Source organism: Candidatus Falkowbacteria bacterium, assembly GCA_018674305.1.
In the GTDB taxonomy this organism is placed as follows: Bacteria; Patescibacteriota; Patescibacteriia; order UBA11705; family JABHMO01; genus JABMRF01.
On the sequence record JABHAL010000015.1, the window covers coordinates 183405 to 196809 of the forward strand.

Genomic DNA, 13405 nt, shown 5'->3' on the forward strand with positions numbered 1-13405 from the left:
CACTCCCCTAATTTTACACAAAAGGATAATCAATAAAAAAACGCCCTCTCAGGCAGTTGGGAAAAATAATTACATAAAGTGGAACCGATAGCATCTGAATGGAGCCGCCCGTCTCTCAGTAATGTCAAAATATTAATAGGTCAGACAATATATCCATCTTTTTTTAGCTTTTGTTGCATTAACTTTTTTTCTTCTACTGTAGGATGCAAAAAAGTCCCTCCTCCAATAAATTTATACCAAAACCATTCATTATTAAACTTGTTTTTAATTTCTAAATAATCTTTGTATTGAATTTTTATAGCTATTAATACTGGGGCTTCCTTACTTAATTTATGAGACGAAAAAATATTGCCTGATGATGTGCTTTTTTTATCTTGATATAATTTATTTGGCGATTCAAACCTATTTAATTCTACTTTGTCATTAGGATACATATAAAGGGTTGTGATACTTACATCACTAGCAGGGTGTTTTCCTTGATTATGAAAAACAATATTATATGGGTATTTAAATTTTAGTCCATCCTCAAATCCCCCTTCTTCAATTCTTACTTCTGTCTTGTCAATACTAATAAGTGGCCTTTCAAAATGTCGTGTGAATCGAGTTGTTTTAAAATGGATGAAAACTGCTAAAACAAGACTTAAAAAACCAATAATCGAAGGTGCCAAATCTTTTATTATCTCAATATAAGTACTCTCGGTTAGAGTACAAAAAACCGACGGAGCCGATTGTATAAAAGTTTCTGTCATAAATAAATATTATACTTTTATTCTAGCAAGCTCACCATCTAAAGTCAATCAAAAAAACGCCCAAGTTTGGACGTTTTGTGTTTGTGTGTTAGTTACATGCAGTCATGTCAAAACCAAATATCTGTGTGTTTTTCAATTTAATCAGCACACTACAAGTTCCAACATCTACAAACAATTGATTATTTGCCAAATAAAGATATGTCAACCAAAGCAAACCAGCTATAGGAGTAACATCACTTACTTGATTATTCTCAATACTAAGCGTTTTTAAAGTTGTTAAACTTTCTAACCCCACTAGACTTGAAACTTGGTTGTTGTTAAGCCAAAGTTGAAGTAAAGAAGTTAATCCCGCCAAAGGAGTAAGATCAGTGACTTGATTATTACTAAAACGTAAATATTTCAGAGTAACTAATCCAGCTAAAGGTGTAAGGTCAGAAACCTGGTTATTGTTAATGTTTATGCCTTCCAGTGAGGGTAACCCTGACAATGGAGTTAAATCAGAAACTTGGTTATTCATAAGAGTTAGGCCCCTCAACAAAATTAATTCAGCCAAAGGAGTAAGGTCCGAGACGAGATTGTCTTCTAACCAAAGATTATCTAATGAAATTAACCCTACTAAAGGAGTTAAATCAGAAATTTGATTCTCATAAAGAATGAGTTGCCATAGAGAAGTTAGCCCTTCCAAACCATTAAGATTGGATATCTGGTTTTCCTGAAGTTGAAGAGAGGTTAACAATGAAAGCTCTGCTAAAGGAGTTAAATCAAATATTTGATTCTCCTGGAGTTGCAAAAGTTCCAATGACGTTAACTCCATTAAAGGAGCAATATCAGAGATAAAATTATCCTTGGCCCTAAGCCAGTTTAACGAAGTCAATCCGGATAAGGGAGTAAGGTCCGAGATAAAATTTTCCTGAATATCTAGATGCGTCAAAGTAACCAAGCTACTTAAAGGACCAATATCAACAATCCCAATTTCATCCATTTCCAATTCTTTTAGGGATAAAAAGTGTTCAATTCCTCCCAAATCAGTAATGGGATTGTGCGACAACTTCAGCACTTCAATATTTTTCACATCATTTTGAGTTAAATACGGAAACTGATTTTCATCAAGCTTATTGATTTTTTTCCGCACAACATATTCGAAGTCTGGATCTGCAAATTCGATAATACTACTTATGCAATTACCTTCTTCCTCCATATACCAATCATCACAGATCACGTTACAACCTGGATATGGCCCAATGATTCCATTTTCAATTTCCTGCACTTCGCAAACTGGAAGTTCCACCACCTCAAATCCCACCTCAAAACTATCCACATCATCCCCATCACTCACCAAGAAAGTAACTTCATACTCTCCCGCCTGATCAAATCCAGGCGTCCATGAAAAAGTTGCACATGGCGCAGGTGGAAAAACAAGACAAGGTTCATCAGGATTTGGATCAAAGATAAATCCTTCCGGCGCATTTTCAACTGAGAACACTAAATCATCATCGTCATCATCATACGCCCAAAGATGACCCTCAATCAATTCACCTTCATTGACGATTTCCTCATTAAACGCAATCCACAACTCCGGCGGATTATTCACATACTCGCATACACCTTCAAGGCAGTAATGCTTCGCGCTGTATTCACTACAATTCTTGTACCACCGCTTGTAAGTCTGATTCGCCGAGCAACCGCCCTCGATAACATACGTTGTTCCAAACCAGTCAAGACACCAGTCAGCTTTACCAACTGGACTTGTATCAGTCGTGACAATGCCGAACTCTTTGAACGACATACCACCATCAGAATCCTCACACCAGCCCTGGACTGCATTTTGTGCCTGAGCACTGCAATCCCACGAGCAATTCATGTAGTTTGCCCAATCAGCGTCAAGCAAGAGCTGATAGCAACTGTCTTTCCAACATTTGTAAAAGAATTTTTGTTGGTAATAGTTTAGAGCCATTGCATTTGTTGCAAAAGATACGACAACGAGGCCTAAAATTACTGTGATTACCTTTTTCATGACATTCCTCCAGTCAAATTGTCAACGTTCATTTCTAACTCAATCGTAACTTAAATTAACTGGTTAGTCTAGCATTAATTGTCAATTTTGTCAATTGTGAAATATGAATTATGCGATATGTATTATGGAAATTAATTGTGGAAATAAAAAAACGTCCCAATCGAGACGCCAACATACCTACGATAAGTGAACCTGCCGAAGGCAGGTTTTGTGTTTATTTAGTTTAGCCTATAAAAATCTGCACCTTCCTTATATAATTTTACACAAACGTAGCCAGCACTTGACAACAATACAATTATGTTCTATAATAAAGGCACAGTAGCCCCCTATACCTTGTATAGGAACGTAGGGACAGTGATACAAATACTGATTTCAGGACTGGTATTGTTTAGTAGAATGGTACAAACCTCGCCATCTATTGCGTCAATGTTAAAACTGAGAAGTAAAAACATGATGAGAATGGAGTTTAGGTCCACTTTGCAGGTTATTGCAACGTGCAAGTGACCAACAAGGATAGTATAAAACTCTTTTCTCATTAGTACGCTACTGTCTCTTGGGTTCAAACCCGACACTTTATATATTCTTAGGAAATATATCGCGGTCGGGTTTTTTTTATTTTTTCCAATAAATTCGGAGAAAAAATCAACAAAAAAACCCAGCACCGTTTGGTACTGGGTAAGCGCCTCTCACGCGAGGCGGTTTGTGTTTGTTTGTTAATGAAAACTTCACTCCAGGGACACTACTTGCACATCAATACCCCACTGTTTGCAAAGTACTGTCAATGATGTTTCGTGAGCTTGACCAACAACAAATAACGCTTCTGTATAGCCATGCTTTCGCATCTGCTGTACAATGTGAGCCAACATTATTTGATCTCGCCAAACGAAATTCAAGTTCATAACTCCTGCAAGATAAACATTTCTGTTCAGACTCTCTTCTACGAACATGAACAAAGTTGGTATCAAAGTTCCCAAATAGTAATCTTCTACTCCGAAAATCTTTTGATCACTTTGTCCAATGTAGTCAAAATGCCAGGAGTGCAAACCGTTGGCCTTGTAATTTCCAAAAAATTCTTCTGGTCCAATCTTAGTTGCATTGGCCAATGCTTCCGGCTCCCACTTTGCTAGCTCTTGCAAAAAACTGGCCCAAGTCATTTCATCTACAGGGTCATTTTCCTTAAAAACAACCTCGGGTGAGCTTGTCCGAACATACTCAGAAATTAGAGCTTGTCGACGAAGAGACTCTTCTGTCTGCTTATGCTGTAACACGGGGTGACTATCTAAAAGGATCGTGATCTTCAAAGTTGGACCTTTTTCCAACTCGGCAATTCCTTTTTTAATAATTTTCAGCTGTCGCTTGACATCCACTCGCCAAAAATACTCCAGAGCCTCTCTAATAGAGTTTTTCTCAGTATACATTCGCACTATGGGATACTGTCGTGCCAAGACCTCCGCAGGTAAAAGGCTCGCCAGTTCTTTTGCTTTTTGTTTAGCAAAAGTTGCTGACATATCAGGATCCGAAAAAAGTTCTTCCAATGTGTAATTCTTTTGTTCTTTTGACTCCGGTTTCTTTTTTGTAGAAGTCTCCTTTTCCCCACAAGAACATACTATTAACATCAAAGAACACACAATGACATTTCGGCAATTCAACATCTTTCTCATATCAGTCTCCTCTATTGCAAATTATCAATTTGATCGTATCTAAATCGAACTCTTTATTCTAGCATTTATTGTAAATTTTGTCAATTGTGAAATGTCGAGTAAGTATAATGTATTATGGAGAAACAAAAAATGCCCGTCCAACAGGCATTCACATTTGAACATACTTTTTAATTTTAATTTGATATCGCTGTATTCAGTTTATCCAAAATTTCTAGGGCAATTAATTCTGGCTCTTTGCACGAATAAATTTTAATATCACCAAATTGTTGGTATTCTCGAAATCGTTTTCGAAATTTTTCGCGCTCTCTATCCTCTTTCAATCCGAAACCGCGCTTGAGCTGTCTTTTGATTACTATCTCCGTACTCTCCTCCAAGGACTCTGACGGTAATAGAAGCACTGTAATTCCTGCTTTTTCTAAAGTCTGCTGATTTTTTAAGGTTAGTTGGTCAAAACTATCGTGAACTAGGAATCCCGAGGAAAGAGCGAAAACAAAATTATCTTTCTTTTGATTAAGAATATTAAGAAAAAGGTCTGAGTTTCTTTGACAATATTCCTCATATCCCCTTGTATTAATGAACACACCAACATTTTCAATCTTTTCACAAAACTCTCCATCTAAATCAATAAAATCATATCCAAGCTTTTGTGCAAGTATTTTGCCAACCGTTGATTTCCCAACTCCACCTGGACCAATAATGAATATTTTCATATTAAAATATTGTATTATCCCTATAACTAGTGCTTCCGATATATTACAATTTAAAACTTTAATCTAGAGTCGATTATCCTCATGAAACGCTCGAATCTGTTCATCCATAATAATAGTTCTGCGAGTCATGGGTCGCTTGAGAACCATCCCCTCAAGTGTTGTACAACGACTAAGCGCCACATAACTCTGCCCATGCGCAAAAGTACCACGCCCAAAATCGATTATAACTTTTTCAAATGTCTTGCCCTGACTCTTGTGAACGGTAATCGCCCAAGCTAAACGGAGTGGAACCTGAATGTATTTACCAATCTGTTCACGCTCAAACTTCCCGCCATGAAAGACGTACTTGGAAATTTCCCATTCATGTCGCTTTACTTCTACAATTTTTTTATCTTCTTTCTCTACTCTAATAACAATCTCTTCTGCATCTTTCTCTGAATTATATTCCATTCTAATCTCTTTAATTTTACCAATCGTACCATTTACCCAGCGCCTTTCCTTGTCATTGCAAATAAACATCACCTGCGCGCCCTCACACAGAGTGATCGTAGTATCATTAGGGTATAAACTTTTAGGAACCTTGCCTGATTTCTCTGCAACAAAATCTAATTCTGACTGTCCTAGTTTTTTCATTTCTAATTCATTGATTGTTCTGGCTTCAGCATTCGTTGTAACTAAATAAATATACTTATCGCTTTTCGATGGACTAAAATCTCTTGAATAACGAGAATTTAATACTTGCAAATGATTATCTTCAACTCTGTTTTCCCGAACGGCATTTAATACTTCAATAAATTTCCGATCCTTTTGTCGATAAATTGTCTCCAGTTCAATGATTGGTAATTCAAAGTCGGCATCAAAAATATTTTTTTGACCACTGAATACATCGGACGCAAAAAAGTATGGTGAATCATATTCAGAAAAAAACTGTTCCCTGTCTGCCGTGGTTACCACTGGCGGTAATTGATAAAGATCTCCGAATAGGACCATCTGCACACCACCAAACGGATGCTCACTTCCTCTTGCCCGTCGAAGAACTATATCCATAGCATCAAATACATCAGCTCTGACCATTGAAACTTCATCCACGAACATTGTCTTTAGTCTGGCAAACTTTTTCCTTTTCCTGTCATCAATTTTCATTTTCCGCGCTTCATCCTTTTCATAACCAGGCTTGATACCGAAAAATGAATGAATAGTCTCTCCGTTAACATTAATTGCGGAAATCCCAGTCGGTGCTAAAACTACGGACTTTTTCTTGTTATATAGCCGGATATGCTCAAGAAGTGTGGATTTACCAGTTCCCGCCTTGCCTGTAACAAAAAAACTACGGTCAGAATTCTCCACCAAATCAATAACTTGTTTTGCTTTTGCACAAAATTTAATAGACATGCCTACATTTTAGCAGAAAAAAGATAAAAGGTAAAAGTGGTAAGGTAAATTTTTCAATAAAATCATCCAGCCGCCTAGGGGTAAAAAACCCCGTGAACGGGGCTAGAATCTTTAGGCGTCCGCAGGCCCCTTTAGGGGCCTTTGTTGTAGATAGCCTGGCCGTTGCACGGCCAGGCAGCAAAGTGAATTTTTCAACAAAAAACCCGATGCTGTAATAAACACCGGGTTACTTTTTCTGCTTGATAATAAATTGCCAAGCTAGACGGAGCGGGACACGCCAACCAGTCTTGCGTAACTGATAAGCTGACACCCATCTTTTGTTAACTATTTTGTAGCCAATTGAATTCAAAACTGCATTCATGTCAGAATAACGATCCACGCCCCAAAGCATGAAAATGTTACCTGATTGAACACGATTCAGTCCGATATGTCCAATTTCATTGCGACTATTGATCACAATTTGCCAAAGCTTGCTACGTTTTTTGGAAAATCGAACATATAACTCAAAGGCCATGGCCACCAGCACCAATTTGTTAAACAACTTGGTCAAAACCCATTTTGTTAAGTCCGACACCTGTTCTGGTTTTTTGAAATCAGGTATCTGCTTGAAAAAATAGGATTTGGTAGCTGACACACGAGCTAAAAACTCAACTTCTGACATATCAACATTTTGCCATTCTTGACGATTTTTTCTGTACGGTAAACTGCGTGGCTGAGAAGCTAAGCCTATGACTTGCTTGATCCAACGTAGCCCAGCATAAACAGCTTGGAGCTGCCTTTTAGCTTCCCACTCAGCTGGCTGCAACTTCAACCGTTGCTCTTTGGTTAATGGCCTAATCTTGTCATGCAGGATTGAATAGCCACAGGTTTGATGAATCCTGACGAGCTTGTTTAGCTCGGCATAATATTCTGGGTCTGCTAACGGAATCGTTGGCGCAAACATCAAAGTACGACCGTTTTTTTTGGCATGATAGGTTACGATCGGCAACTGGATATTTCCATTACGACAACGTATATATTCTGTACCAAATCGATTAACCAACTTCATCGCCAACCAATAAAACGGGTACGTAACCAACATTAGCAACACCAGCAGGAACAGCAGTACAGACCGCCAGATTCTGCGTAGTATTTTTCTCATGCGTTACCTCATTTTTTACCACAACATCTCACTGTTCAATTTACCGCCTAAAGGCCTTTCGTCGATTTGCCCACACTCAAGAGCTTCTTTGGATGCTTCTTGGCGTGTTAAAAACATGTTTTCATCATTAACAAACCCTTGCTCCCCAAGACTTACGGCTTTGCGAATGCGGGGAACCCTGATCATCTTTTCAAGAATTTTTATGTGCCTACGACCTGTGTAAACCTGACCTTCATGACGGATTGCTGCTTGTACAATCATACTGACCTCCATTGTAAAGAACAGTTTAGTTTAACATCTTAATTATAATTTGTCAACAACATCATAAAAAAAACCTGCCCTAGCATTTTGCTACGGCAAGCGGTTTCTGAATTACTTTGAATTCAGAAATTTTGCAAAGATAAACACAATAAAGATTGACTACTGAAACAGTCTACGAAAGAACTTGAAAGGATGAAGAAAAAACTCCTTCATAATCGCCAAATCTTCTCTAGCAATTTCCTTTGCAGGATCCTTGCCTTGCGCTTTGAACTCATCGTAACGCCGGGCATAAATCTCATCTTTCACTCTACTGTCAATTCCAAATGGTCCTCGTGTAAACATAGTCACCTCCTTGTTTACCGTTAATCAACGGACTCGTAGGTAAATTATATCATAAATAATATTGACAACAAAACTAATAAACTATAAGCTAAAATAATAATAATCGTTCATTTTACAACGGGAGACTCAATGGAAAAGCAAACGACTCAACAAATCAGGAATAAATTCTCAGACTTTTGGGATGAACAAGGCTTTGCAAAAAGGACCAGCAATTCAATTGTTCCTCCTCCCAACTGGCAAGAATCGCTATTTATAATGTCTGGGTTCATTAGACACTGGGAAACGGTTGCTACCACTGGATTTATGGCTCAACCAGAATATGTGTGCCAACCATGCATTAAGTTAGGGTTTAATTATCTTGACTTGAATGACATGATGGCAAAAGATGGATTTTTTACATTTTTTGAACAACTTTCTTGCGCACAAGCAAATACTGGGCAAAAAGATATATTCAAATTTGTTAAAAATGTTTGGCGATTTCTTACCCAAGAACTGAATTTACCTACTAACAAATTGCACATCAGCGTTCATCAAGATCAGTCGCTGATTTATCAAGCTTGGCTAGCGGCAGGAGTAGCAAAAGAACAAATAACTTTTCCAGATCAATTTGCCTTTCACTTAAACCTGGATTCTAGTAACATTCATGGTTTCTACAGTACAATCTCATTTGATCGTGGCCAAGAACAATCTGGCTACTGCGGAAACTCTGGATGCAATATTAACTGTGATTGTGATCGATTCCTGGAACTTGGTGATATCGGCTTAATCGCAATTGGCGATGTTGTGATAATTGACCATGGACTTGGACTAGAGCGAATAGCTTCAGCCTGCCTTGATCAAAAAAACACAAATAGCCTACCGGAAATTCAACAACTAACTAGTGCAATCCACAAACTAATCCCATTAGACGAAAATGAACTATTTGTAATAACTGACCACCTACGTTCAACAACTGTAATTATAAACAGTGGTATTATCCCAGGAAACAAACAAGCTGGATATTCACTTCGTCAACTAATTAGGAAAATCCTCTGGCTACTCCTCAAGTTTAATAAGCTTGAAAGAGAAACCGTCTCTATTCTTTGGCAAACTGCGACAGAGATACTCAAAAAACAACTGGGATATATAGACATAAACTCCGACAAAATAGTTCCAGTCATTCTGGCTGAATATGACCAGCACCTCCAAATGGTCGAAAGAGGAAAAAAAACTTTACGAAAATTTTTCAAAAAAAGAACCAGTCAACAACCGTTAACTGATCAAGAAAAAAAGTTTCTGTTTGAAACTTATGGGATACCACCAGAACTTATCCCCTGGACACAAGAATAAAAACTACAAAACAAAGACAGTTTTCAGAAAGCTGTCTTTTATATTTTTTCGACAATTGAAAACAATTCAATTTCTTCATCATCTATAAAAACTGCAGCCAAATCAGCTATGCCAAGTACTGTTTTATCTGGATATTTTGTTTTGATTTGTTGCAAGATATCAAAATATGCTTTTTGATAGTGTGGTAATACAATATATTTCGACAGAAAACCAAATCCTTTTTCGAAACACAATTCTTCATCCAATTCAGAAACTATACTTATCCCCGTCAAAGCTGATGCACCAGCACTAATTCCCGACAAAACTCCACCTCTTCCTAAAAATTCTTCCAATTCATTTACAATGTTTTGTTCTTTGAATTTATTTATCAAGCAACAAGTATCGCCTCCGCCCAAGTAAATCAAATTAGAATTTTGGATTTTATTTTTTATTTCCTCAAACGATTCTGAACTCAACTTGGCTGAGCTTACTGTGCTACAACCTAACTCAGAATAATATTTCTCAAAAATTTTAATATATTCATCTGAATCACCTGCCGCTGTAGGGAAAAACAAACACTTAGCATCACCTCCAGCTAAACCAATAATTCTTTTATCAATTTCCGCTGTCTGTGCTGATTGAATTTCGCCACCACCGATTAAAACTATTTTCTTTGTCATATTGAATAATATAATGATAAACAATGCTCGCCAAAACACTTAGCTGATTTAGTTTGCTTAGAAAATTTAACTAAATTTCTTAATATCAAGTCAAAATCATCCGTGACAATATTTCCAGCTAATAAATCTTGGCGATGAAAACAAGGAAAAACAGAACCATCTGAATCAACAACCAAATCGTCAACACCCATGTGACAATAAGTAGGTTTAACTGCTCCCTTTGTTTTATTATAATATCCCTGAATTAAACTCCAGTATTTTTGTTTTTTATTTTTCTCAAGCCAAGGCTTGATTTCAGTTATTAAATAGTTCCATTGTACCTCTGATAAATTCCTAAAGCTTAATCTATCGTAATATTTATTATCTTTATTAATATATGCTGGTTGGATAACAAGTTCATGACCATTTTTATCAGCTTGCTTAATAACCTCTGGCAAACTTTCCAAATTCTCCTTAGTTAATATATGAACAACCGAAAATGGAATTTTATTGCTCTGCAAATCAACCAATAACTGTTTATTTAAATACATTGCCGACAAAAATAATTTCGTAACACCCGCGTCACTCAACTCTTTTACAATCTCACTATTCAAAAATATCCCGTTAGTATCAACATTGACGTCCAACCCCAACTCCTTGCAACGTTGAACACAAAACAAAACCTCCTTTTTTCTAGTCATTGGCTCTCCGCCAGTAAGACAAACCTCTGTGAACCCAGCATCTTTCACTTTGTTCAAAATTGAATCTAAATTTTCTTGACTAAGACGATCTGCCTTTTTTCGAAAAGAATCCTGATTATAAAAACAATGCAAACAATTCACATTGCAACTACTTGTAATAATAATAAACGCAGTTTTACAAATTAATTTCTTGGTCATAGTATGTTGCCCATGGCAAATAATCATTAAAAAACTTACAACGCTCAATGTCTACTGGTTTAGTGAATTTTTTCATCTCATACACCTCCAGAGGACAAGGACCACCGCAAACATTCATTGCTGGACAGTTTAAACATTTATTTAGAAAATATGGTTCAGTTAATTTCCACTTAGAAAATACCGAGCCCTTCTTTTGCAGATCAGTAAACTTTGACAAAATATCTGGCTGATCCCAACTAACGATACAAGGGCTGAGAAGCCCATCTGTCTGCAATGTCGCCGTGTAATAATCATTATATTTTGCACAAGAAAATATTAGAGGTTTCTCCTCATTAATAGCAAACAACACACGCGTGCCGAAACTGTTAATTATCGCTTTATTTTCTTCAGCAATCTTATGACATTTTTGAATTTGTTTTGAAAATTCAGCACCATCAATAGTCCAATTCCCATGTACTGGCTGTGGGGTATTTATTGTAATAAACTTAAATCCTAATTCTTTTATAATATACTCACAAGCATTGGCTAAATCTTCAATCGTTTCTGGTGCCGGAGTAACTAAAATTCCAATTTCATTATTTGTTTCCCTTAAAATCTTTAACCCTTTGATCGTTTTATCATAAGCGCTTGCCTCATTTGAAAAAACTCTATTCAGATCATTCATTTTTTTCCAACCATCAAGTGAAACACTAACCAAAAAACTATTTGCTTTAAAAAACTTTGCTTTTTCTTGAGTCAACAAGGTTGCATTTGTAGTAATTCCAAAGTGAGCTTGGGAAATTTGCTTCTTTACTTTGAGCTGATTAATATAACTTACCGCTTTTTTTATTAATTCAAACTCCAACAATGGTTCTCCACCAAAAAACTGTACTTCAATAGCTTTGCCATTACAAAGTTTTGCTAAATTATCTATTCCACTTTTTAATGTTAGCCAAGACATAACTTTCGCCTTTTTGGTTTTCCTTTTATCAACAAAACAATACTTACAATCAAGGTTGCACTTCTCAGTAATAATAACGCGCAGAGCATTCATTTTTATGTTGCCTGACATTTGCTTTTCTTTCTTTGATCTTTGTTGACCTGACCAATCTACTAATTCAGCTAGCTCATCAGCGTCATTTTCAACAATAACCTTCAGTTGGATGAACTGTTTCCAAATATTTTCAAAATCCTTCTTTTCTGTATCACCTTTTTCAACTAAACAAAAAACCTCCGACTTTGTTCGGGGCTCTTTCAGAAAATTCACCAAACTTATTGTTTGTTTATCGATGAATTGTGTTTTTAAATTTAAACTGTTAAACAAAACACAAAATTTGTCTTGTGGAAATATATATGTCCAGCGAGACTTTACAAACTTCTTCATAACAGTTTATTATTTAGCAGGCACATCAGAACATCCACCTGACTGCATGCATAATTTTGTTGATGAAGATGTCTTTATTTTTTGTTTCTTTCTTTGAACTAATTTCATAATTTTTGTATTATTAACTGCATTGTAGCTCTTTTACTTGTATTTGTCAAGAAAGTGGTAAATTTAAGTAACATTTTTAAAAATTAATACAAAACAACCTGCCATTCTCGAATAGCAGGTTATTATCCAAACCATAATAAGTTCAAGGGATAATTTATAGCGTCTTCAATTTAAAACCCTGATCTTTCTTTGAAGCTGCTCTTCTATAAGATTTTTTTTCGGTCTCTAGACCGGGATGATAACGTTGCCTCAGCCTCTACTTCCCGGTCTAAAGACCGGGGTAAGTTTGGCAACACTTGTAGTAGAGTTAAATGTAATTAATTCTAGGCTGTAAATGTTCATAATTATTGTATTTAGCCACCTGGCCCTGAAAGGGCCAGGCTAAGTTTTGTAAAGGCTACTAAAGTAGCCTGAAGAGACTTAGCCCCATTTATGGGGGTTTAGAATATAAATAGCCTGGGGTTTTCAACCCCAGGTGGCTAAGTATACAAAATTTAACTCATTGATATTGCAAAGGTATTGAACCATTACACAGCCCCTTGACAAAAATATAGATTCATGTAAAACTACAGTATTGATCTTTAACTAATCCATGGAGGACATCATGATTGGAAGTAATGGATTTGACCTACTGGGTGAACAACTAATACTGGCCATAAAATTCCAGCAATCTGGATATGATCCCAAGTTGATGCTGGAAGATGGTGTCAGAAGCGAAACTCACGCGGCTGAAAATATTTTTGAACTGCAGGGTGAGCGCTGGTTTATGAAAGGTGAATCACTGCCAGGCTATGTTGG

Annotated in this window: 13 protein-coding genes; 2 read left to right on the forward strand and 11 right to left on the reverse strand. The window is 36.6% G+C overall.

The window, feature by feature from the left end:
* Positions 1-140 precede the first annotated feature (140 nt).
* The 8 genes from HN643_06300 to HN643_06335 form a co-directional block, all read right to left on the reverse strand.
* Positions 141-749 carry a hypothetical protein gene (locus HN643_06300; protein MBT7501244.1) on the reverse strand — a complete coding sequence of 203 codons (609 nt, stop codon included), beginning with the start codon at positions 747-749 and terminating at the stop codon, positions 141-143.
* Positions 750-837: 88 nt separating this feature from the next.
* Complete coding sequence (locus HN643_06305) at positions 838-2763, reverse strand: hypothetical protein (protein MBT7501245.1); 1926 nt, start codon at positions 2761-2763, stop codon at positions 838-840.
* Between the two features lie 725 nt (positions 2764-3488).
* Entirely contained in the window at positions 3489-4424 is a 936-nt protein-coding gene (locus HN643_06310; GenBank protein ID MBT7501246.1) for a hypothetical protein, read from the reverse strand.
* Positions 4425-4597: 173 nt separating this feature from the next.
* The gene (locus tag HN643_06315) at positions 4598-5134 is read right to left on the reverse strand and encodes an AAA family ATPase (protein MBT7501247.1); all 537 of its coding nucleotides are present in this window, start codon (positions 5132-5134) and stop codon (positions 4598-4600) included.
* Positions 5135-5197: 63 nt separating this feature from the next.
* Positions 5198-6526: an AAA family ATPase gene (locus HN643_06320; GenBank protein MBT7501248.1), complete on the reverse strand. Its 1329-nt coding sequence runs from the start codon at positions 6524-6526 to the stop codon at positions 5198-5200.
* A gap of 226 nt (positions 6527-6752) precedes the next feature.
* Entirely contained in the window at positions 6753-7667 is a 915-nt protein-coding gene (locus HN643_06325) for a hypothetical protein (protein MBT7501249.1), read from the reverse strand.
* 15 nt (positions 7668-7682) lie between these two features.
* Positions 7683-7928 carry a hypothetical protein gene (locus HN643_06330; protein ID MBT7501250.1) on the reverse strand — a complete coding sequence of 82 codons (246 nt, stop codon included), beginning with the start codon at positions 7926-7928 and terminating at the stop codon, positions 7683-7685.
* A gap of 159 nt (positions 7929-8087) precedes the next feature.
* Entirely contained in the window at positions 8088-8270 is a 183-nt protein-coding gene (locus tag HN643_06335) for a hypothetical protein (protein MBT7501251.1), read from the reverse strand.
* A gap of 129 nt (positions 8271-8399) precedes the next feature.
* Here HN643_06335 and HN643_06340 point away from each other — a divergent pair, with 129 nt between their 5' ends.
* On the forward strand, positions 8400-9599 hold the full coding sequence (locus HN643_06340; protein ID MBT7501252.1) for a hypothetical protein: 1200 nt from the start codon (positions 8400-8402) through the stop codon (positions 9597-9599).
* Positions 9600-9637: 38 nt separating this feature from the next.
* Here the strand turns inward: HN643_06340 and HN643_06345 are convergent, their stop codons facing one another.
* Genes HN643_06345 through HN643_06355 form a run of 3 tightly spaced genes read right to left on the reverse strand, consistent with a single transcriptional unit; the run spans position 9638 to position 12499 of the window.
* Entirely contained in the window at positions 9638-10258 is a 621-nt protein-coding gene (locus HN643_06345) for a type 1 glutamine amidotransferase-like domain-containing protein (protein MBT7501253.1), read from the reverse strand.
* Positions 10255-11136: a radical SAM protein gene (locus HN643_06350; protein MBT7501254.1), complete on the reverse strand. Its 882-nt coding sequence runs from the start codon at positions 11134-11136 to the stop codon at positions 10255-10257. Before HN643_06350 ends, HN643_06345 begins: the two co-directional genes overlap by 4 nt.
* A complete protein-coding gene (locus HN643_06355; protein ID MBT7501255.1) occupies positions 11114-12499 on the reverse strand; it encodes a radical SAM protein in 1386 nt (461 codons plus the stop codon). The genes HN643_06350 and HN643_06355 overlap by 23 nt, the downstream gene beginning before the upstream one ends.
* A gap of 712 nt (positions 12500-13211) precedes the next feature.
* Between HN643_06355 and HN643_06360 the strand changes: the two genes are divergently transcribed.
* A partial coding sequence (locus HN643_06360) for a hypothetical protein (GenBank protein ID MBT7501256.1) occupies positions 13212-13405 on the forward strand: 194 nt, incomplete at its 3' end.

What these genes read in the sequence shown, in the direction of transcription:
- HN643_06300 (MBT7501244.1), bottom strand. Translation starts at nt 749, where the DNA reads ATGACAGAAACTTTTATACAATCGGCTCCGTCGGTTTTTTGTACTCTA.
- HN643_06305 (MBT7501245.1), bottom strand. Translation starts at nt 2,763, where the DNA reads ATGAAAAAGGTAATCACAGTAATTTTAGGCCTCGTTGTCGTATCTTTT.
- HN643_06310 (MBT7501246.1), bottom strand. Translation starts at nt 4,424, where the DNA reads ATGAGAAAGATGTTGAATTGCCGAAATGTCATTGTGTGTTCTTTGATG.
- HN643_06315 (MBT7501247.1), bottom strand. Translation starts at nt 5,134, where the DNA reads ATGAAAATATTCATTATTGGTCCAGGTGGAGTTGGGAAATCAACGGTT.
- HN643_06320 (MBT7501248.1), bottom strand. Translation starts at nt 6,526, where the DNA reads ATGTCTATTAAATTTTGTGCAAAAGCAAAACAAGTTATTGATTTGGTG.
- HN643_06325 (MBT7501249.1), bottom strand. Translation starts at nt 7,667, where the DNA reads ATGAGAAAAATACTACGCAGAATCTGGCGGTCTGTACTGCTGTTCCTG.
- HN643_06330 (MBT7501250.1), bottom strand. Translation starts at nt 7,928, where the DNA reads ATGATTGTACAAGCAGCAATCCGTCATGAAGGTCAGGTTTACACAGGT.
- HN643_06335 (MBT7501251.1), bottom strand. Translation starts at nt 8,270, where the DNA reads ATGTTTACACGAGGACCATTTGGAATTGACAGTAGAGTGAAAGATGAG.
- HN643_06340 (MBT7501252.1), top strand. Translation starts at nt 8,400, where the DNA reads ATGGAAAAGCAAACGACTCAACAAATCAGGAATAAATTCTCAGACTTT.
- HN643_06345 (MBT7501253.1), bottom strand. Translation starts at nt 10,258, where the DNA reads ATGACAAAGAAAATAGTTTTAATCGGTGGTGGCGAAATTCAATCAGCA.
- HN643_06350 (MBT7501254.1), bottom strand. Translation starts at nt 11,136, where the DNA reads ATGACCAAGAAATTAATTTGTAAAACTGCGTTTATTATTATTACAAGT.
- HN643_06355 (MBT7501255.1), bottom strand. Translation starts at nt 12,499, where the DNA reads ATGAAGAAGTTTGTAAAGTCTCGCTGGACATATATATTTCCACAAGAC.